Here is an 18,168-nt window from a genome sequence, read left to right on the forward strand (position 1 = left end):
GGCCGCTTCCGTCGGCCGATACACGCGAATCAGGATTTCGGTGCCGCCGGGGTGGTGCTGGCGGTGCGCTCGTTCCAGCCGCCGCCGAGGGCCTTGTACAGGTTGACCTCGCTGGTGAGCTGTTTGAGGCGGGCGCTGATCAGCTGCTGGCGCGCACTGAACAGCTGGCGCTGGGCGTCGAGCAGGGTCAGGTAGCTGTCCACGCCGGTGCGGTAGCGGCGTTCGGCCAGGCCGTAGTACTCCTCGGAGGTGCGCACCAGGTTGCGCTGGGCGTCCAGTTCCTGTTCGTAGGTGGTGCGGGCGGCGAGGCCGTCGGCGACTTCCTGGAACGCGGTCTGGATGGCCTTCTCGTACTGCGCCACCTGGATGTTCTTCTGCACCTCGGCGTAGTCGAGGCTGGCCTTCAGCCGGCCGGCGTTGAAGATCGGCAGGCTGATCTGCGGCTGGAACAGCCAGCTGCCGGAGCTGGCGTCGAACAGCCCGGACAGCTCGGCGCTGCGGCTGCCGGCGTTGGCGGTGAGGGTGATGCGCGGGAAGAACGCTGCCCGTGCCGCGCCGATGCTGGCATTGGCGGCCTTCAGCTGGTGCTCGGCCTGGAGCAGGTCGGGGCGCCGCTGGAGAATCTCCGAGGGCAGGCCGGCGGGCACTTCGGCCAACTGGTCGTCGCTCAGCACTTCGCCCTGGGGCAGGTCGTTGGGCAGCGGGCCGCCCACCAGCAGGGTGAGGGCGTTGCGGTCCTGGGCCACCTGGCGGGTGTACTGCGCCAGGGTCACCTGGGCGCTTTCCACGGCGGTGCGGGCCTGGCTGAGGGACAGCGCGTCGGCCACGCCCACGTCGAAGCTGCGCTGGGTGAGGGCGTAGCTTTCCTGGTAGGTCTTCAGGGTGTCGCGGGTCAGCCGCAACTGGGCCTGGTCGGCCTGCAGGGTGAGGTAGGCGTTGGCGACGCTGGCCAGCAGGCTGATCTGCGCGCTGCGCTGGGCTTCCTCGGTGGCCAGGTACTGTTCGAGCGTCTGCTCGGTCAGGCTGCGCACGCGGCCGAAGAAGTCCAGCTCCCAGGCGCTGACGCCCAGGGTGGCGGCGTAGGAGCCACTGGTGGTGGCGCGGCCGCTGCTGGAGAGGTCCGCCGGCATGCGCTGGCGGGTGCCGCTGCCATCGGCGCTGACGCTGGGGAACAGGTCGGCGCGCTGGATGCTGTACTGGGCGCGGTAGGCCTCGACGTTGAGGGCTGCCACGCGCAGGTCGCGGTTGTTGGTCAGGGCGCTTTCCAGCAGGCGTTGCAGGGCCGGGTCCTGGAAGAACTCGCGCCAGCCGAGATCGGCGGCGGCCACCCGGGACTGGGCGCCGCTGTCGCTGGCGGTGTAGGCCTCGCCCTGGGGCCAGGCGGCGTTCACCGGGGCCTCGGGGCGCTGGTAGTCGGGGATCAGGGAGCAGCCGCCGAGCAGGACGCCGGCGACCGCGAGGGACAGCAGGGACGGCCTCATTCGGCGGCCTCCTTGGTCAGTTCGTCTTTGCTGCGCTTGTCCTTGAACAGCGAGCAGACCAGTACATAGAAGAGCGGCACCCAGAAGATCGCCAGGATGGTCGCGGTGAGCATGCCGCCGATCACGCCGGTACCGATGGCGTGCTGGCTGCCCGAACCGGCGCCGCTGGAGATGGCCATGGGCACCACGCCGAGGATGAACGCCAGCGAGGTCATGATGATCGGGCGCAGGCGCATGCGGCAGGCTTCCACGGCGGCGTCGAACAGGCTCTTGCCCTGTTCGTGCAGCTCCTTGGCGAACTCCACGATGAGGATGGCGTTCTTCGCCGAGAGGCCGATGGTGGTGAGCAGGCCGACCTGGAAGAACACGTCGTTGGACAGGCCGCGCAGGCTGGTGAACAGCAGCGCACCGATCACCCCGAGCGGGACCACCAGCATCACCGAGAACGGGATCGACCAGCTCTCGTAGAGCGCCGCCAGGCAGAGGAACACCACCAGCAGCGAGAGGGCGTACAGCGCCGGGGCCTGGGAGCCGGAGAGGCGCTCCTCGTAGGAGAGACCGGTCCAGGAGTAGCCGACGCCGGCCGGCAGCTGCTTGGCGATGCGCTCGACCGCGGCCATGGCTTCACCGGAGCTGTGGCCCGGGGACGCCTCGCCGAGGATCTCCACCGCCGACACGCCGTTGTAGCGGGCCAGCTTGGGCGCACCGTAGGTCCACTCGCCGCTGGCGAAGGCGCTGAACGGCACCATCTGGCCCTGGTCGTTGCGCACGTACCACTTGTTCAGGTCCTCGGGGTTCATCCGCGCGTCGGCTTCGCCCTGCAGGTAGACCTTCTTCACCCGGCCACGGTCGATGAAGTCGTTGACGTAGCTGGCGCCCCAGGCGATGGACACGGTGTTGTTGATGTCGGAGAGGGAGACGCCGTGGGCACGGGCCTTCTCGTCGTCGATCAGCAACTGGTACTGCGGCTCGTCGCGCAGACCGTTGGCCCGCACGCGGGTGAGCACCGGGTCCTTCGAGGCGAGGGCGAGGAACTGGTCACGGGCGGCGTTGAGGGTTTCATGGCCGACGCCGGCACGGTCCTGGAGGAAGAAGTTGAAGCCGGTGGCGTTGCCCAGCTCCATCACCGCCGGCGGGGCGAAGGCGAACACCATGGCGTCGCGGAAGCTGAAGAAGTGCATCTGCGCGCGGTTGGCCAGGGCGAACACGCTGTGCTCGGCGCCGGGGCGCTCGTTCCACGGTTTGAGCATGATGAAGGCCATGCCCGAGCTCTGGCCGCGACCGGCGAAGTTGAAGCCGGTGACGGTGAACACCGATTTGACCGTGTCCTTCTCCTGGGTCAGCAGGTACTCGCGCATCTGGTCGACCACCACCTGGGTGCGCTCGGCGCTGGCGCCGGACGGGGTCTGCACCTGGGCGAAGAGCACGCCCTGGTCTTCCTCGGGGAGGAAGGCGGTGGGGATGCGGGTGAACAGCCAGGCCATGACGCCGAGGATCACCACGTACATCAGCAGGTACGGCAGCTTGCGGGTGAGGATGCTGCGCACGCCGCGCTCGTAGCCGCGCACGCTGCGGTCGAAGGTGCGGTTGAACCAGCCGAAGAAGCCGCGCTTCTCGTGGTGGCCGCCGTGCACCGGCTTGAGCAGGGTGGCGCACAGCGCCGGGGTGAACACCAGGGCCACCAGCACCGACAGGGCCATGGCCGAGACGATGGTGATGGAGAACTGCCGGTAGATCACGCCGGTGGAGCCGCCGAAGAAGGCCATCGGCAGGAACACCGCCGAGAGCACCAGGGCGATGCCCACCAGGGCACCCTGGATCTGGCCCATGGACTTGCGGGTGGCTTCCAGCGGCGAGAGGCCTTCCTCGGCCATCACCCGCTCGACGTTCTCCACTACGACGATGGCGTCGTCCACCAGCAGGCCGATGGCCAGGACCATGGCGAACATGGTCAGGGTGTTGATGGTGAAGCCGAACGCGGCGAGCACGCCGAAGGTGCCCAGCAGCACCACCGGCACCGCGAGGGTGGGGATGATGGTGGCGCGGAAGTTCTGCAGGAACAGGAACATCACCAGGAACACCAGGACGATGGCTTCGCCCAGGGTGTGGATCACGCCCTCGATGGAGGCGCTGACCACCGGGGTGGTGTCGTAGGGGAACACCACCTTCATGCCCGGCGGGAAGAACGGCTCCAGCTCGGAGATGGTCTGGCGGATGGCCTTGGCGGTGTCCAGCGCGTTGGCGCCGGTGGCCAGCTTGATGGCCATGCCGGAGGCGGGGTTGCCGTTGAACTGGGCGCTGATGCTGTAGTTCTCGCCGCCCAGCTCCACGGTGGCGACGTCACGCAGGCGCACCTGGGAGCCGTCGCGGTTGACCTTGAGGAGGATCTCGCGGAACTGCTCGGGGGTCTGCAGGCGGGTCTTGCCGACGATGGTGGCGTTGAGCTGCTGGCCGGGGGAGGCGGGCAGGCCGCCGAGCTGGCCGGAGGAGATCTGCACGTTCTGCGCCTGGATGGCGGTCTTCACGTCCACCGGGGTCAGTTGGTAGTTGTTCAGCTTGGCCGGGTCGAGCCAGATGCGCATGGCGTACTGGGCTCCGAACACCTGGAAGTCGCCCACGCCCTTGGTCCGCGAGATCGGATCCTGCATGTTGGAGACGATGTAGTTGGCCAGGTCGTTCTTGTCCATGGAGCCGTCTTCGGAGACGACGCCGATCACCAGCAGGAAGTTCTTCACCGCCTTGGTGACGCGGATGCCCTGTTGCTGGACCTCCTGGGGCAGCAGCGGGGTGGCCAGCTGCAGCTTGTTCTGCACCTGCACCTGGGCGATGTCGGGGTTGGTGCCCTGCTCGAAGGTGGCGGTGATGGTCATGCTGCCGTCGGAGTTGCTCTCCGAGGCGATGTAGCGCAGGCCGTCGATGCCGTTGAGCTGTTGCTCGATGACCTGCACCACGGTGTCCTGCACCGTCTGCGCCGAGGCGCCGGGGTAGCTGACCTGGATCGCCACGGCGGGCGCGGCGATGCTCGGGTACTGGTTGATCGGCAGCTTGAGGATGGACAGGCCGCCGGCCAGCATGATCACCAGCGCGATCACCCAGGCGAAGATCGGCCGGTCGATGAAGAATTTCGACATGGAACGGGCTCCTTATGAGCGCTTGGCCGGCTCGGCTTCGGCGGGCTTGGCCTGGGCCACGTTGGTCGCCGGGGCGGTCTTGACCTCGATGCCGGGCTGGACGAACTGCAGGCCTTCGGTGATCAGGCGATCACCCGGGTTCAGGCCCTTGGTCACCAGCCAGCGGTCACCCACGGCACGGTCGGCTTCCAGCGGGCGCATCTCCACCTTGTTCTCGGCATTCACCACCATGGCCACGGCCTGGCCCTTGAGGTCGCGGGTCACGCCCTGCTGGGGCGCGAGGATGGCCTGCTGGTTGACGCCGGAGCTGAGCTGGGCGTGCACGAACATGCCCGGCAGCAGGGTGTGCTCGGGGTTGGGGAACATGGCGCGCAGGGTCACCGAGCCGGTGCCTTCGTCCACCGACACCTCGGAGAACTCCAGGGTGCCTTCGTGCTCGTAGGTGCTGCCGTCTTCCAGGGTCAGGCGCACCTTGGCGGCGTTGTCGCCGGCCTTCTGCAGCTGGCCGCTCTCCAGGTCACGGCGCAGGCGCAGCAGCTCCTTGGTGGACTGGGTGACGTCGACGTAGATCGGGTCGAGCTGCTGGATGGTGGCCATCGCGGTGGTCTGGCCGTTGTTGACCAGCGCGCCCTCGGTCACGGCGGAACGGCCGATGCGGCCGCTGATGGGGGCCAGCACCTTGGTGTAGCGCAGGTCGATGCGGGCCTTCTCCAGCGCTGCTTCGGCGGTCAGCTGGGCGGCGCGGGCCTCGTCGTAGGACTGGCGGCTCACGGCCTGGTCGCTCACCAGGGCCTTGTAGCGGTCGGCCAGGGAACGGGCGGAGGCGAGGGTCGCCTCGGCGCTCTTCAGCGATGCCTGATAGACGGACGGGTCGATCTGGTACAGCTGCTGGCCGGCCTTCGCCTCGGTGCCTTCCTGGAACAGGCGCTTCTGGATGATGCCGTCCACCTGCGGGCGTACCTCGGCGATGCGGAAGGCGCTGGTGCGGCCCGGCAGCTCGGTGGTCAGCGTGTAGGGCTCGGCCTGCAGGGTCACGATGCCCACCTGGGGCGTCTGCTGAGGCGGCGGTGCCGAGGCCTCCTGGCACCCGACGAGCGTGAACGTAGCCAGAGCGACGGCGGAAACCATGGCGGCGAAGGCTGGCTTCTTCTGCATCTGTGTAAGACCTCGTTGTGAGAATTCGTGTGCCCGAACGGGCGAAACCCTCACTGGGAGTGAGGGTAGATTCTTTAGGTTGCTAACGAATATACTTACATGCGTGAACGTTTGTAAATGATTCTTCCTGTATCTCTGTCAGAGAATGTGTCGATAGAGATGTGGGATTTCTCCTATTCGCCCTTTTCATGTGAAGCACCTGTAGGCATGGCCAGACGAACCAAGGAAGAAGCCGAGGAAACCCGCATCCAGATCCTGGATGCCGCCGAGCGCGTCTTTTATGACAAGGGCGTCTCCCGCGCCTCGCTGGCCGAGATTGCCTCGGATGCGGGTGTGTCGCGGGGCGCCATCTATTGGCACTTCGAGAACAAGGTCGACCTGTTCCAGGCCCTCTGCGAGCGCCTGCGCAGCCCGCTTGAGGAGCTGGCCCGCGCCAGCGAGAGCGAGCGCGAGAGCGACCCCCTCGGGCGCATGCGCCAGCTGCTGGTGCGCCTGCTGCTGCGCCTGGTGGATGACCCGCAGAGCCGTCGCATCACCGAAATCCTCCAGCACAAGTGCGAATACACCGACGACCTGGGCGACCTGCGGCGCCGGATGCAGGCCTTCGGCATCGAGTGCGACCAGCGCATCGCCCGCACCCTGGCCAATGCCGTCGGCAAGGGCCAGTTGCCGGCCGACCTCGACTGCCCGCGTGCCGCCGTGGCGGTGCATGCCTACATCGACGGGCTGCAGGCCAACTGGCTGCTGGTGCCGGAAGGCCTCGACCTGGAGCACCAGGCCGAAGCCATGGTGGATGCCCTGCTGGACATGCTCCGCTTCAGCCCCGCCCTGCGCCGCTGAGCCTCAGCCGGCCAGGCGCGCCTGGAGGAAGTCGAGGAAGCACTGGATGCGCAGGGCCAGCTGGGTGTTGCGGTAGTACACCGCGTGGATCGGCTGGCGGTAGTCGCTCATGGCCTCCCCCAGCAGCTTCACCAGCCGCCCCTCGGCCAGGTCCCGGTCACTCATGAAGCTCGCCAGGCAGGCGATGCCCTCGCCGGCCAGGGCCAGCTGGCGCAGCGTCTCGCCGCTGGAGGCGCTGAGGCTCGGGGTGATCCGCCACTGCTCGCCCCCCGCGTGCCGCAACGGCCACAGGTTCAGGCTCTCCGGCTGGGTGAAGCCCAGCAGGCTGTGCCCGGCCAGGTCCTCCACCCGCTCGGGCCGGCCCTGGCGGGCCAGGTAGTCGGGGCTGGCCAGCAGGTGCAGGCGGCTGGCCCCCAGCGGGCGGGCGTGGAGGCTGGAATCCCCCAGCGGGCCGATGCGGATGGCCACGTCGGTGCGCTGTTCCAGCAGGTCGATGATCTGGTCGTTGGTGTTCAGCTCCAGCTGGATGTCCGGGTACAGCGCGCGGAAGGCACCGACATGGGGCACCACCGCGTGCAGCATGAAGGGCGAGGCGGCATTGACCCGCAGGCGCCCGGCGGGGCGCTGGCGGCGCAGGGCCAGGCGCTCTTCGAGGCTGTCCATGCGCTGCAGGATGTCCCGCGCCTGGTCGAGGAAGAAGCGCCCCTCCTCGGTCAGCTCCATGCGCCGGGTGGTGCGGTTGAGCAGGGTGGTGGCGAGCTTGCCCTCCAGCCGCGCGAGGCTGCGGCTGATGGCCGAGGGCGTCAGGTGCAGCTGTTCGGCAGCGGCGCTGATGGAACCGCAGTCGACGACCGCGACGAAGTGCAGGAGCTCATCGGAAGTGGCTTTCATGGCGGCTCATTCGTGAACGGGGCGCAAATGCCGGGCAAGCATAGCGCCCCTTCGGGCACGAATGAGCGGCTGTCAGGTCGAGCGCCGGGGCAGGTGCGCCACGCACGGGTGGTGTGGCGCCGGCTCCTGCAGGCTGTCCGGCGCCAGGGCTTTCAGTGCCTGGTACTGGCTGAGGAACACCTGCCCGCCGAAGGTGCGCAGGAAGGTGCTGCGACCGAGCTGGTCCATCACCGGGCCCTTCACCTCGGACAGGTGCAGCTGCACGTCGCTGGCCCGCAGGCGCTCGACGATGGCCTCCAGGGAATCCAGCGCACTGGCGTCGATCAGGTTCACCCCCGAGCACATCAGCACCAGGTGGCGCACCTGGGGCCGCTGGGCGATCAGCTCGACGATGCGCTCCTCCAGGTAGCGGGCGTTGGGGAAGTACAGGCTCTCGTCCACCCGCAGGGACAGCACCGTCGGGCTCTCGTTGACCGCATGGCGCTCGACGTTGCGGAAGTGCTCGCTGCCCGGCACCTGGCCCACCACCGCCATGTGCGGCCGGCTGGTGCGCCAGAGGAACAGCAGCAGCGACAGGCCGACACCCAGCAGGATGCCGCTCTCCACCCCCATCAGCAGCACGCCGGCCATGGTGGCCAGCTGCGCGGCGCCGTCCTGCCAGGCGTAGCGCCAGGTGCGCAGCAGCGAGCCCAGGTCCACCAGGCTGAGCACCGCGACGATGATGGTGGCGGCCAGCACCGCCTGGGGCAGTTCGTGCAGCAGCGGCGTCAGCAGCAGGGTGCCGAGGGCGATGCCGCCGGCGGTCATCACCCCGGCCAGGGGCGTCTGCGCGCCGGCGTCGTGGTTCACCACCGAGCGGGCGAAGCCGCCGGTGACCGGGAAGCCGCCGCTGAAGGCCGCCGCCACGTTGGCCGCACCGAGGCCGAGCAGCTCGTTGTCCGGGCCGATGCGCTGGCGCCGGGTGGCGGCCAGGGTCTGCGCCACCGACACCGATTCGACGAAACCCACCAGGCTGATCAGCAGGGCGGAAGGCAGCAGCTTGGCTGCCAGCGCCGGGTCCAGGCTGGGCAGGGTGAACCCGGGCAACCCCGAGGGAATGTCCCCCACCACCTTCACCCCGTGGGCGCCGAGGCCCAGCAGGCTGACGGCGAGGATCGCCACCACGATGGCCAGGGCCGGCGCCGCCCGTGCCAGGCCGGCGGGCAGGCCGAGGCGGAGCAGGGTGGCCTTGGCCCGGCTGCGCGCCCACCACAGCCACAGCAGGCTGAGCCCGCCGATCAGCAGCGTGGTGGGGTTCAGCGAGGGCAGGTGCTGGACCAGCGAGGGCAGCAGCTCCGGCAGGGTGTCGCCGCCGGCCTGCACACCGAGGAGGTGCTTGAGCTGGCCGCAGGCGATCAGCAACCCGGAGGCGTTGATGAAACCGGAGATCACCGGGTGGCTGAGGAAGTTGGCGAGAAACCCCAGGCGCAGCACCGCCATGCCCGCCAGCAGCAGGCCGCTGAGCAGGGCCAGCAGCAGGGCGGCGCTGGCGTACTCGGCACTGCCGGCGGGGAACAGCGGCTGCAGGGTGCTGGCGGTCATCAGCGACACCACGGCCACCGGCCCCACCGCCAGGGTGCGGCTGGAGCCGAACAGCGCATAGGCCAGCAACGGCAGGATGCTGGCGTAGAGCCCGGCGATGGGTGGCAGCCCGGCGAGCATGGCGTAGGCCAGGCTCTGGGGCACCAGCATCAGGGTCACGATCACCGCGGCGAGGGCGTCCTGGCCGGCGGCGGCGCGGTCGTAGCCACTCAGCCAGTCGGTGCAGGGCAGCCAGTGCTTGAGGCTCACTTCCGTTCCCGCTCGAAGTCGCAGGCGGCCGGGGCCTCCACCGCCAGGGGTTCATGGGGCAGGTGCCTGGGCTCGGCCAGCCACTCGCGGCCCCGCAGCATCATGTCGAAGTAGATGCCGGGCATGGCCCGCACCTTCAGGTCCCAGGCCAGGCGGCGCGGCACCCGTGGGTCGAGGGGGAAGGTGGGCAGCAGCTTGCCGCCATAGCCGAACTCGGCCAGCACCACCTTGCCGCGTTCCACGGTGAGCGGGCAGGCGCCGTAGCCGTCGTAGAGCGCCCGTGGCCCACGGCCGGCCAGCACCGCCAGGAGGTTCTCCGCCACCACCGGGGCTTGCTTGCGCACGGCGGCGGCGGTCTTGGCATTGGGCGCGGCGCAGACGTCACCCAGGCTGAAGATGTTGCCGAAGCGCGGGTGGCGCAGGGTCTCGTGGTCGGCCTCGACCCAGCCCTCGGCGTTGGCCAGCACGCTGTCGCGAATGAAGCGCGGGGCCTTCTGCGGCGGCACCACATGGAGCAGGTCGAAGGTCTTCTCCAGCTCATGGACCTGGCCGTCCTTGCCGGTCTGGCGGAACCAGGCGCGCCGCGCCGGGCCGTCCACCTTCACCAGTTGCGTGGTCAGCTGCAGGTTCACGCCGTAGCGCTCGATGTAGCCCATCAGCGTCGGGACGAAGTCAGCCACGCCGAACAGCGCGGCGCCGGCGCTGCAGAACTCGGGCTGGATGGCGCCCAGCCGGCCCTCGCGCTGCCACCAGTCGCAGGACAGGTAGAGCGCCTTCTGCGGTGCGCCGGCGCATTTGATCGGCATCGGCGGCTGGGTGAACAGGGCGCGCCCTTCGCGCAGTTCCTGCACCAGGCGCCAGGTGTAGGGCGCCAGCTCGAAGCGGTAGTTGGAGGTGACGCCGTTGCGGCCGAGGGTTTCCTCCAGGCCGTCGATGGCGCCCCAGTCCAGGCTCAGCCCGGGGCACACCACCAGGGCCCGGTAGGCGAGGCGGGTGCCGTCTTCCAGCACCACGCACTGCTGCTCCGGCTCGAAGGCGGCCACGGCGGCGTGCACCCACTGCGCCTGGGGCGGGATGCACTGGGCCATGGGGCGCTCGGTGCGGGCGCGGTCGAACACGCCGGCGCCCACCAGGGTCCAGCCGGGCTGGTAGTGGTGCTGGTCACGGGGCTCCACCACGGCGATGCGCAAGCCGGGCTGGCGCTTGAGCAGGCTGGCGGTCACCGCGCAGCCGGCGGCACCGCCGCCCACCACCACCACGTCGTAGCGCTGGCCGGGGCTGGCGTGGCTGGGCTCGGCACGCGGTGCGTCCTGCCAGCGCTGTTCCAGGCGCGGGGCCAGGCCGCTGAGGTCGTAGCCGGCCTCGCGGGCGGTGGCCAGCAGGGCCAACGGGTCGAGGTGATGGGCTTCGCTCAGGGCCCACAGGCTGCAGGAGCGGGTGCCGGTCCGGCAGTAGGCCAGCACCGGGCCACGCACCTGGGCGAGGAGGGCGTTGAAGGCCTCGACGTCGGCATCGCGGATCTGCCCGGACACCACCGGCAGGTGGTGGTAGTCCAGGCCATTGGCCTGGGCGGCGGCCTGCATCTCGGCAGAGCTGGGCTGCTGCTCGCCCTCGTTGTCCGGGCGGTTGTTGATCACGCAGCGGTAGCCCGCGGCGGCCAGGGTGCCCATGTCCGCCGGCTGCAGCTGGGTGGAGACGGCGATGAAGGGGGTGAGGCGCTTGATGCTGTCCATGGTCGGCCTCTCAGAGTGCGTTCAGGGGAATCTTCAGGTAGCGGGTGCCGTTGGCCTCGGCCGGCGGCAACTGCCCGGCGCGCATGTTCACCTGCACCGAGGGCAGGATCAGGGCGGGCATGCCGAGGGTGGCGTCGCGGGCCTGGCGCATGGCGACGAACTCGTCTTCGCTGATGCCTTCGTGCACGTGCACGTTGTGGGCACGTTCCTCGCCCACGCTGGTCTGGTAGAGGAAGTGCTCGCGCCCCGGGGCCTTGTAGTCGTGGCACATGAACAGGCGGGTGGCGTCCGGCAGGTCGAACAGCCGGCGGATGGAGCGGTACAGGGTGCGCGCGTCGCCGCCGGGGAAGTCGCAGCGGGCGGTACCGTAGTCGGGCATGAACAGGGTGTCGCCGACGAACGCGGCGTCGCCGATCAGGTAGGTCATGCAGGCCGGGGTGTGGCCGGGGGTGTGCAGCGCCTGGGCCTGGATGCCGCCGACGCTGAAGCGGTCGCCGTCCTTGAGCAGGTGGTCGAACTGGCTGCCATCGGTGGCGAAGCCGCTCTCGGCGTTGAACAGCGTGCCGAAGGTCCGCTGCACCACGGTGATGTGCTCGCCGATGGCCAGCCTGCCGCCCAGCTGGCGCTGGATGTAGGGCGCGGCGGAGAGGTGGTCGGCGTGGACGTGGGTCTCCAGGATCCACTCCAGGGTCAGCCCCTGTTCGCGCACATAGGTGATCAGGCGGTCGGCGCTGGCGGTGCGGGTGCGCCCGGCGGCGGGGTCGTAGTCGAGCACCGAGTCCACCACGGCGCAGCGCCGGGAGGCCGGGTCGCTCACCACGTAGCTGTAGGTGAAGGTGGCGGGGTCGAAGAAGGGTTCAACGTGGGCAGTCATGGTTCAGCTCTCCTTAAATACCCCTTGGGGTATTTGTATGATGCTGAGCATAGCTGTCATCCAGTTATATATTTATATTTTTTTGATATATGCGGCGGCGCGCTGAAACCTTCGGGGTATTCAACCCAGGTCGGCGCGATAGCGGTTGGGCGACATGCCGAACCAGCGCAGACAGGCCTTGTGGAAACTGCTCTGGTCGTTGAAGCCGAGGGTGGTGGCGATGTACTTGATGCTCCGCGTGGAGCGCCTCAGGTAGTCGTGGGCCAGGCGCAGGCGGCAATCGTCGGCGATGGCCTTGAAGTGGGTGTCCTCGCGGTCCAGCGCGTTCTGCAGGCTGCGCGGGCTGAGGCCCAGGCGCTCGGCGATGTCCGGCAGGGTAGGGCGGGCCTGGGCGGCGATCAGTTCCATCAGCAGGCGGCGCACCCGGGCCGCCACCGAACCGTTGAGGATCTCGTGGGCCATGTGCTGTGCGCGCTCGGCGTGCAGGGCGTCCAGCGCCTCGTCGGCGGTGGGCAGCGGCAACTCGGCGATGGACGGGCAGAACACCAGGGCATTGGTGCGCGCGGAGAACACCAGGTCCGGGCCGAACAGGCGCGCCAGGCGGGCGGTGTTTTCCGGCTCGGGGTAGGTGAACTCCACGCGGATCGGCATCGGCCGGTGATAGGGCTCCAGCCAGTGGATCAACGCCAGCACCAGCGCCGCGCCGGCATCGAGGAAGGCCCGGGGGGCGCTCAACTGGCCCAGCTCGCGCCCGTGCAGCACCAGGTTGCCGGCGCTGTCCCGGTCGAGGAACAGCTGCGAGCCGCTGCTGATCAGCGGGTGGTACTCCACTACCCGTTCCAGCGCGTTGCCCAGGGTCGGGGCGGACATGATGCTGTAGGTGAACGGGCTCCACACCGACGGGTGGGCGTAGTGGTAGGCCAGCAGGCCCAGGTCCGGGTTGCCGGTCTGCCGCAGGGCCTCGTCGAACAGGCCGTAGATCACTGCCGTCCGGATTGGCGCGCCACTGGCCAGCGCGGCTTCGATCTCCTGTGCGGGGATCGCCAGGCTGTCCGGGTCGACTCCTGACTTGACCAGGGCCTTCCACAGGACCTTCGAACAGGCGGCGGTAATCGCGTACATGAATCTATCCAGGCCGGGTCATTGAGTTCTTGGAAGTGGGGTCGCCCTGTACTTCAGGACAAGGAAAAGGTGTCCCCGGACACTTACCGCGCATTTCTTCGCAATAGGATAATTTCCGTGAAAAACTTCACAAAGTTTTATGTGCGTGCATGTTCCCGCGCATGCCGGTTCTTTGTGGATTTAAAACATTCATCGAGGTCGTCCTTGTGTGCGCGCATGTCCCAATCCAGTGATCTTGCCTGTGAGTTCTACGATGCATTGAACGACGGGAAGTTGGGCCTGGCCTTTCAACCGGTGGTCCATTCCCGGCACCCCCATCGTGTTCTCTATTACGAAGGCCTGCTGCGCAGCCTGGCCGAACCGTTTCCCTGCAATCCCATCGCCCTGCTGGAGCGCCTGGGGCGCATCCGCCTGCTGGACGCCTCGGTGGTGTCCAACGTCGTGCGCCTGCTGGACCGCAACCCAGCCCTCACCCTCGGCTGCAACATCTCGGCCCTGAGCGCCGCCCTCGACCCCGGCTGGGAGGCTCTGGGCGGCCTGTTCGAGGACCGTCCGGAACTGGCTGGTCGGCTGGTCATCGAGATCACCGAGAGCGCCCGCTTCGGCAGCCACGCCGATGCCCTGGCGTTCTTCCAGCGCTTCTCCCACCTGGGTTGCAAGGTGGCGGTGGACGACCTCGGCGCCGGCTGTTTCACCCTGGATTTCGTCGCCGAGGCGCGCCCCGGCATCATCAAGATCGACCGCAGCTACCTGGTGGAAGCACGGGAGGGCGGCTCGGCACTCAGGCGTCTGGAACAGGTCGTCGAAACCTGCCGGGATATATCCCCGGTGGTGGTACTCGAAGGCATCGAAACCCCGGCCGACCATCAACTTGCCTGCGCGGTAAATGTCGAATGGCTGCAAGGCTTCTTGTTCGGCATGCCGCGTGTCGATCACCCGGATATACCGGGCAATGGATCACTGAAGTTCTGATGGGTGTTCGCGAGAGTTGCGCAGCTTAACCGTCTGGTGAATGCACTGGCGTGGCGTTGATAACACTTTCGAACATGGGCGAAGTGCAATTGGAAGTTGACCAATTCGACAACTTCACAATTGCCGATACCCCCCGCCTTGCGCGGGGGCGTTCAGAAACCCTGTGCCCGGGCCAGCAGCGCGTAGCCCAGCACCAGCAGCGGCCAGGCGCACCAGGGGCTGAACAGCAGGCGCCAGGGCAGGGCGCGCGGGACGAAGCCCACGCCGTGGACGAAGCCGCCGCTGATGCCGAGCATGGTCAGCATCAGCAGGCCGTGGGAGTAGGCGCCCGTGTCATCGACGAAGGCACCGGGGTGGATCAGCAACAGCAGCGCCAGCGGCGCCGCCAGCAGCAGCGAGAGCGCTCGCCCCAGCGGGGCGGCGCTCAGGGCGCGGGGCTCAGTCACTGGCGTCCTCATCCAGGTTCTGCGTGGTTTCCAGCCACAGCGCGTTGATGATCCCGAAGCTGCAGGCCAGCAGCACACCGAGTATCCAGGCGAAGTACCACATGGTCGGGCTCCTTCAGTAGAGGCGATGGGTGTTTTCGTCGATGTGCGCGGTGGTCACCCGGCCCCACATCTTCGCGTAGCCCCAGAGGGTGTAGATCAGGATCAGCGGCACGAAGAGGCAGGCCACCACGAACATGATCCCCAGGGTCTTGTGGCTGGACACCGCATCCCACACCGTCAGGCTCGACATCGGGTCCAGCGAGGACGGCATGACGAAGGGGAACAGCGCGAAGCCGGCGGTGCACAGGGTGCCGACGATGGCCAGGCTCGACCCGAGGAAGGCCAGCCCGCCGCGCCGCGCCGAGGCACCGGCCAGGGCCAGCAGCGCGCCGAGCACGCCGAGTACCGGCGCCAGCATGGTCCACGGGTAGGCCGCGTAGTTGCCCAGCCAGCCGGGGTTGCCGGCGGCCACCTGCTTGGCCAGCGGGCTCAGCGCCTTGCCGGTCTCCAGCGGTGCGGCGATCACCTGCCCGTTGATGCCGCCCAGCCACAGCCAGGCCCCCGCAGCGAGGAAGGCCGCCAGGTACACCAGCGCCGCCACCTGCGCCGCGCGCCGGCTGCGCAGGGCTACATCGCCCTCGGTGCGCATCATCAGCCAGGTGGCGCCGTGCAGCATCAGCATCGACAGGCTGGTCACCCCGGCCACCAGGCCGAAGGGGTTGAGCAGTTGCCAGAAGCTGCCGTGGTAGCTCACCCGCAGGTCCCCGTCGAACTGGAAGGGCACGCCCAGCAGCAGGTTGCCGAAGGCCACGCCGAACACCAGCGAGGGCACCAGCGCCCCGGCGAACAGCCCCCAGTCCCAGGTCTGCCGCCAGCGGGTGTTGGCCAGCTTGCTGCGGTAGTCGAAGCCCACCGGGCGCACGAACAGGGCGAACAGCACCAGCAACATCGCCCAGTAGAAGCCCGAGAAGGCGGCGGCGTAGACCAGCGGCCAGGCGGCGAACAGCGCGCCGCCGGCGGTGATCAGCCAGACCTGGTTGCCGTCCCAGTGCGGCGCGATGGTGTTGATCACCACCCGGCGCTCACTGTCGGTGCGGCCGACGATCGGCAGCAGCGCCGCCGCCCCCAGGTCGAAGCCATCGGTCAGGGCGAAGCCGATCAGCAGCACGCCCACCAGGACCCACCAGATCAGCTTGAGGCTTTCGTAATCCAGCATGGCGGTCTCCTCAGGCAGCGGCCGGTTGTTGCTCGAAGTGGTAGCGCCCGGTGTGCAGGCTGGAGGGCCCGAGCCGCGCGAAGCGGATCATCAGGTACATCTCCACCACCAGCAGCAGGCTGTAGAAGGCGATCAGCGCGGTCAGCGAACCCCACACATCGCCAGTACTCAGGCTCGACGTGGACAGGTGCGTCGGCAGCACCTCGCCGATGGACCAGGGCTGGCGGCCGTGCTCGGCCACGTACCAGCCGGTCTGCGCGGCGAGCCACGGCAGCGGCAGGCTCCACAGCGCCCACTTCAGCAGCCAGGGTTTGCGCTCCTCGTTCTTGCGCGCCGAGGCCCAGAAGGCACAGGCGAACAGCGCCAGCATGAGGAAGCCGGCGGCCACCATGACGCGGAAGCTGAAGAACAGCGAAAGCACGTCGGGGATGGTGTCCAGGCTGGCCTGGCGCACCTGCTCGTCGGTCGCGTCCACTACCTTGTCGGTGTACTTCTTCAGCAGCAGGCCGTAGCCCAGGTCCAGCTTCACCGCGTTGAAGGCCGCCAGGGTGGCCTCGCTGCGGTCACCGCCGCGCAGTTGCTCCAGCAGCGCGTAGGCCTTCATGCCATTGCGGATGCGCGCCTCGTGCTGCACCAGCAGGTCCTTGATGCCGGTGACCTCCTTGTCCAGCGAGCGGGTGGCGATCAGGCCCAGCACATAGGGGATCTTGATGGCGTAGTCGGTGCGCATGGCCTCCTGGTCGGGGATGCCGAACAGGGTGAAGCCCGCCGGTGCCGGGTGGGTGTCCCACTCGGCCTCGATGGCCGCCAGCTTGGTCTTCTGCACGTCGCCGATCTCGTAGCCGGACTCGTCGCCCAGCACGATCACCGAGAGGATCGACGCCAGGCCGAAGGCCGAGGCGATGGCGAAGGAGCGGCGGGCGAAGCCCTGGTCACGCTTCTTCAGCAGGTACCAGCTGGAGATCGCCAGCACGAAGATCGCCCCGGTCACGTAGCCGGCTGCCACGGTGTGGACGAACTTGACCTGGGCCACCGGGTTGAACAGCAGGGCGCCGAAGTCGGTCAGCTCCATGCGCATGGTCTCGAAGTTGAACTCCGCGCCCACCGGGTTCTGCATCCAGCCGTTGGCGATCAGGATCCACAGCGCCGAGAGGTTCGAGCCCAGCGCCACCAGCCAGGTCACGGTCAGGTGCTGCACGCGGGTGAGGCGGTCCCAGCCGAAGAAGAACAGGCCGATGAAGGTGGATTCGAGGAAGAACGCCATCAGGCCCTCGATGGCCAGCGGCGCGCCGAAGATATCCCCCACGTAGTGGCTGTAGTAGGCCCAGTTGGTACCGAACTGGAACTCCATGGTCAGCCCGGTGGTGACGCCGAGGGCGAAGTTGATGCCGAACAGCTTGCCCCAGAACTGCGTCATGTCCTTGTACACCTGCTTGCCGGTCATCACGTACACCGACTCCATGATCGCCAGCAGGAACGACAGGCCGAGCGTCAGGGGCACGAACAGGAAGTGGTACATCGCAGTCAGGGCGAACTGCAGGCGCGATAGATCGACGACTGCTTCCGTGATCATCTCGGGCTCTCCTCAGTGGATGGTTGGGGGGATGCGGAAGGGGGCGTGGGCGCATCGAGCAGGCGGGCGGCTGTACGTGATGCGCCGTCACGGGGGACCGTGGGGGCGTCGAACCAGAGCGTCTTGATGCCCCAGAGCAGCAGGAGCTTGATCAGCAGGATGCAGGTGATTTCCCTGACCAGGGTGCGCGAGGACATGAGCGTACGACGTGTGTGCATGCCAGATACCCCTTGGGGTATGAATGGTCCCTATTCTTGATCCTGGCCATCTCCCTGCACAAGGTGTGGGTAATGCGGCTGGGTGTCGCAGTGCAAGCTTAGCCAGTTCTCGCGCATGTCAAGGTTGGCGAGGGCTGCAGCCGAGGTCGGGATGATCGCCGGCACGCCTGCCGTGTCGAGATGTCGCAGCCGTTCACGGACCGCGGAGACGCCGATGGGGTAGGCTGCACCCCCATCCACCCCTGGCGTGACGGACCATGCGAACCCTCATCACCGCACTCACCTGCCTGGCCCTGAGCGGCTGCGGCACCTTGCTCGGCCGCGCCGACGACCACACCCCGAGCGGGCTGATCGGCCACGACTACTACAAGGGCGTGAAGGCCGACGTCATGCTGCTCAGCTTCGACCTGTACCCCGGCTACGGCGGCTATGCCTCGCTGTTCTGCTGGCTCAGCGTGGTCTGCCCGGTGGCCACCGTCGTCTCCATGCCGGTGGACGCCACCGTGGACACCGTGCTGCTGCCCTGGGACGCCTACTCGGCCTCGCACTTCTAGCCTTACAGCGCGCACGCCATCGGTCGGCGGCTTAATCCGACAGTACCCACCGTCGCCGGTATCTGGACGGAGGCGCCCCCGAGGCGCAGC

Annotated in this window: 16 protein-coding genes; 3 read left to right on the top strand and 13 right to left on the bottom strand. The window is 68.2% G+C overall.

The window, feature by feature from the left end:
• Positions 1 to 29 precede the first annotated feature (29 nt).
• The 3 genes from RTK35_RS05285 to RTK35_RS05295 are packed head-to-tail and all read right to left on the bottom strand — an operon-like array spanning position 30 to position 5,767.
• Positions 30 to 1,481: an AdeC/AdeK/OprM family multidrug efflux complex outer membrane factor gene (locus tag RTK35_RS05285; protein WP_316907544.1), complete on the bottom strand. Its 1,452-nt coding sequence runs from the start codon at positions 1,479 to 1,481 to the stop codon at positions 30 to 32.
• Positions 1,478 to 4,612: an efflux RND transporter permease subunit gene (locus tag RTK35_RS05290; RefSeq protein WP_044412925.1), complete on the bottom strand. Its 3,135-nt coding sequence runs from the start codon at positions 4,610 to 4,612 to the stop codon at positions 1,478 to 1,480. Before RTK35_RS05290 ends, RTK35_RS05285 begins: the two co-directional genes overlap by 4 nt.
• Before the next feature lie 12 nt (positions 4,613 to 4,624).
• Complete coding sequence (locus RTK35_RS05295) at positions 4,625 to 5,767, bottom strand: efflux RND transporter periplasmic adaptor subunit (protein ID WP_316907545.1); 1,143 nt, start codon at positions 5,765 to 5,767, stop codon at positions 4,625 to 4,627.
• 207 nt (positions 5,768 to 5,974) lie between these two features.
• Here RTK35_RS05295 and RTK35_RS05300 point away from each other — a divergent pair, with 207 nt between their 5' ends.
• Positions 5,975 to 6,607, top strand: coding sequence for a TetR family transcriptional regulator (locus RTK35_RS05300; protein ID WP_044412919.1), 633 nt, complete (start codon positions 5,975 to 5,977; stop codon positions 6,605 to 6,607).
• Between the two features lie 3 nt (positions 6,608 to 6,610).
• Here RTK35_RS05300 and RTK35_RS05305 read toward each other — a convergent pair whose 3' ends face one another.
• From RTK35_RS05305 to RTK35_RS05325, 5 genes are all read right to left on the bottom strand, one after another.
• Positions 6,611 to 7,498: a LysR family transcriptional regulator gene (locus tag RTK35_RS05305; RefSeq protein ID WP_074973987.1), complete on the bottom strand. Its 888-nt coding sequence runs from the start codon at positions 7,496 to 7,498 to the stop codon at positions 6,611 to 6,613.
• A gap of 72 nt (positions 7,499 to 7,570) precedes the next feature.
• A complete protein-coding gene (locus RTK35_RS05310) occupies positions 7,571 to 9,328 on the bottom strand; it encodes a sulfate permease (protein WP_316907546.1) in 1,758 nt (585 codons plus the stop codon).
• The gene (locus tag RTK35_RS05315) at positions 9,325 to 11,061 is read right to left on the bottom strand and encodes a bifunctional protein tyrosine phosphatase family protein/NAD(P)/FAD-dependent oxidoreductase (RefSeq protein ID WP_316907547.1); all 1,737 of its coding nucleotides are present in this window, start codon (positions 11,059 to 11,061) and stop codon (positions 9,325 to 9,327) included. Before RTK35_RS05315 ends, RTK35_RS05310 begins: the two co-directional genes overlap by 4 nt.
• 10 nt (positions 11,062 to 11,071) lie before the next feature.
• Positions 11,072 to 11,935, bottom strand: a complete 864-nt coding sequence (locus RTK35_RS05320; RefSeq protein ID WP_316907548.1) for an MBL fold metallo-hydrolase — start codon at positions 11,933 to 11,935, stop codon at positions 11,072 to 11,074.
• Positions 11,936 to 12,055: 120 nt separating this feature from the next.
• Positions 12,056 to 13,057, bottom strand: coding sequence for an AraC family transcriptional regulator (locus tag RTK35_RS05325; protein ID WP_044412906.1), 1,002 nt, complete (start codon positions 13,055 to 13,057; stop codon positions 12,056 to 12,058).
• Positions 13,058 to 13,273: 216 nt separating this feature from the next.
• On the opposite strand from RTK35_RS05325, the gene RTK35_RS05330 reads away from it, so the two are divergent.
• Entirely contained in the window at positions 13,274 to 14,029 is a 756-nt protein-coding gene (locus RTK35_RS05330; RefSeq protein WP_074973995.1) for an EAL domain-containing protein, read from the top strand.
• Positions 14,030 to 14,181: 152 nt separating this feature from the next.
• On the opposite strand, the gene RTK35_RS05335 is transcribed toward RTK35_RS05330, so the two are convergent.
• From RTK35_RS05335 to cydP, 5 genes are read right to left on the bottom strand one after another with little or no spacing between them, the layout of a single operon-like run.
• Positions 14,182 to 14,487 (bottom strand): cyd operon YbgE family protein, encoded by a 306-nt coding sequence (locus tag RTK35_RS05335; protein ID WP_074973997.1) that lies wholly within the window; start codon positions 14,485 to 14,487, stop codon positions 14,182 to 14,184.
• A complete protein-coding gene (gene cydX / locus RTK35_RS05340; protein ID WP_044412898.1) occupies positions 14,468 to 14,578 on the bottom strand; it encodes a cytochrome bd-I oxidase subunit CydX in 111 nt (36 codons plus the stop codon). The genes RTK35_RS05335 and cydX overlap by 20 nt, the downstream gene beginning before the upstream one ends.
• 12 nt (positions 14,579 to 14,590) lie before the next feature.
• Complete coding sequence (cydB, locus tag RTK35_RS05345) at positions 14,591 to 15,733, bottom strand: cytochrome d ubiquinol oxidase subunit II (protein ID WP_107330368.1); 1,143 nt, start codon at positions 15,731 to 15,733, stop codon at positions 14,591 to 14,593.
• Between the two features lie 10 nt (positions 15,734 to 15,743).
• Positions 15,744 to 17,306, bottom strand: a complete 1,563-nt coding sequence (locus RTK35_RS05350; RefSeq protein ID WP_107330367.1) for a cytochrome ubiquinol oxidase subunit I — start codon at positions 17,304 to 17,306, stop codon at positions 15,744 to 15,746.
• The gene (cydP, locus tag RTK35_RS05355; protein ID WP_052807659.1) at positions 17,303 to 17,524 is read right to left on the bottom strand and encodes a cytochrome oxidase putative small subunit CydP; all 222 of its coding nucleotides are present in this window, start codon (positions 17,522 to 17,524) and stop codon (positions 17,303 to 17,305) included. The genes RTK35_RS05350 and cydP overlap by 4 nt, the downstream gene beginning before the upstream one ends.
• A gap of 257 nt (positions 17,525 to 17,781) precedes the next feature.
• Between cydP and RTK35_RS05360 the strand changes: the two genes are divergently transcribed.
• On the top strand, positions 17,782 to 18,078 hold the full coding sequence (locus RTK35_RS05360; protein WP_044412885.1) for a YceK/YidQ family lipoprotein: 297 nt from the start codon (positions 17,782 to 17,784) through the stop codon (positions 18,076 to 18,078).
• Positions 18,079 to 18,168: the final 90 nt, after the last annotated feature.

This window comes from Pseudomonas sp. zfem003 (genome assembly GCF_032621675.1).
Taxonomy (GTDB): Bacteria; Pseudomonadota; Gammaproteobacteria; order Pseudomonadales; family Pseudomonadaceae; genus Metapseudomonas; species Metapseudomonas otitidis.

Bases quoted from the DNA above. Each gene is read 5' to 3' on its own strand.
- RTK35_RS05300 (WP_044412919.1), top strand. From the start codon at position 5,975: ATGGCCAGACGAACCAAGGAAGAAGCCGAGGAAACCCGCATCCAGATC.
- RTK35_RS05350 (WP_107330367.1), bottom strand. From the start codon at position 17,306: ATGATCACGGAAGCAGTCGTCGATCTATCGCGCCTGCAGTTCGCCCTG.
- RTK35_RS05315 (WP_316907547.1), bottom strand. From the start codon at position 11,061: ATGGACAGCATCAAGCGCCTCACCCCCTTCATCGCCGTCTCCACCCAG.
- RTK35_RS05325 (WP_044412906.1), bottom strand. From the start codon at position 13,057: ATGTACGCGATTACCGCCGCCTGTTCGAAGGTCCTGTGGAAGGCCCTG.
- RTK35_RS05290 (WP_044412925.1), bottom strand. From the start codon at position 4,612: ATGTCGAAATTCTTCATCGACCGGCCGATCTTCGCCTGGGTGATCGCG.
- cydX (WP_044412898.1), bottom strand. From the start codon at position 14,578: ATGTGGTACTTCGCCTGGATACTCGGTGTGCTGCTGGCCTGCAGCTTC.
- RTK35_RS05360 (WP_044412885.1), top strand. From the start codon at position 17,782: ATGCGAACCCTCATCACCGCACTCACCTGCCTGGCCCTGAGCGGCTGC.
- RTK35_RS05305 (WP_074973987.1), bottom strand. From the start codon at position 7,498: ATGAAAGCCACTTCCGATGAGCTCCTGCACTTCGTCGCGGTCGTCGAC.
- RTK35_RS05295 (WP_316907545.1), bottom strand. From the start codon at position 5,767: ATGCAGAAGAAGCCAGCCTTCGCCGCCATGGTTTCCGCCGTCGCTCTG.
- cydP (WP_052807659.1), bottom strand. From the start codon at position 17,524: ATGCACACACGTCGTACGCTCATGTCCTCGCGCACCCTGGTCAGGGAA.
- cydB (WP_107330368.1), bottom strand. From the start codon at position 15,733: ATGCTGGATTACGAAAGCCTCAAGCTGATCTGGTGGGTCCTGGTGGGC.
- RTK35_RS05285 (WP_316907544.1), bottom strand. From the start codon at position 1,481: ATGAGGCCGTCCCTGCTGTCCCTCGCGGTCGCCGGCGTCCTGCTCGGC.
- RTK35_RS05330 (WP_074973995.1), top strand. From the start codon at position 13,274: ATGTCCCAATCCAGTGATCTTGCCTGTGAGTTCTACGATGCATTGAAC.
- RTK35_RS05320 (WP_316907548.1), bottom strand. From the start codon at position 11,935: ATGACTGCCCACGTTGAACCCTTCTTCGACCCCGCCACCTTCACCTAC.
- RTK35_RS05335 (WP_074973997.1), bottom strand. From the start codon at position 14,487: ATGAGGACGCCAGTGACTGAGCCCCGCGCCCTGAGCGCCGCCCCGCTG.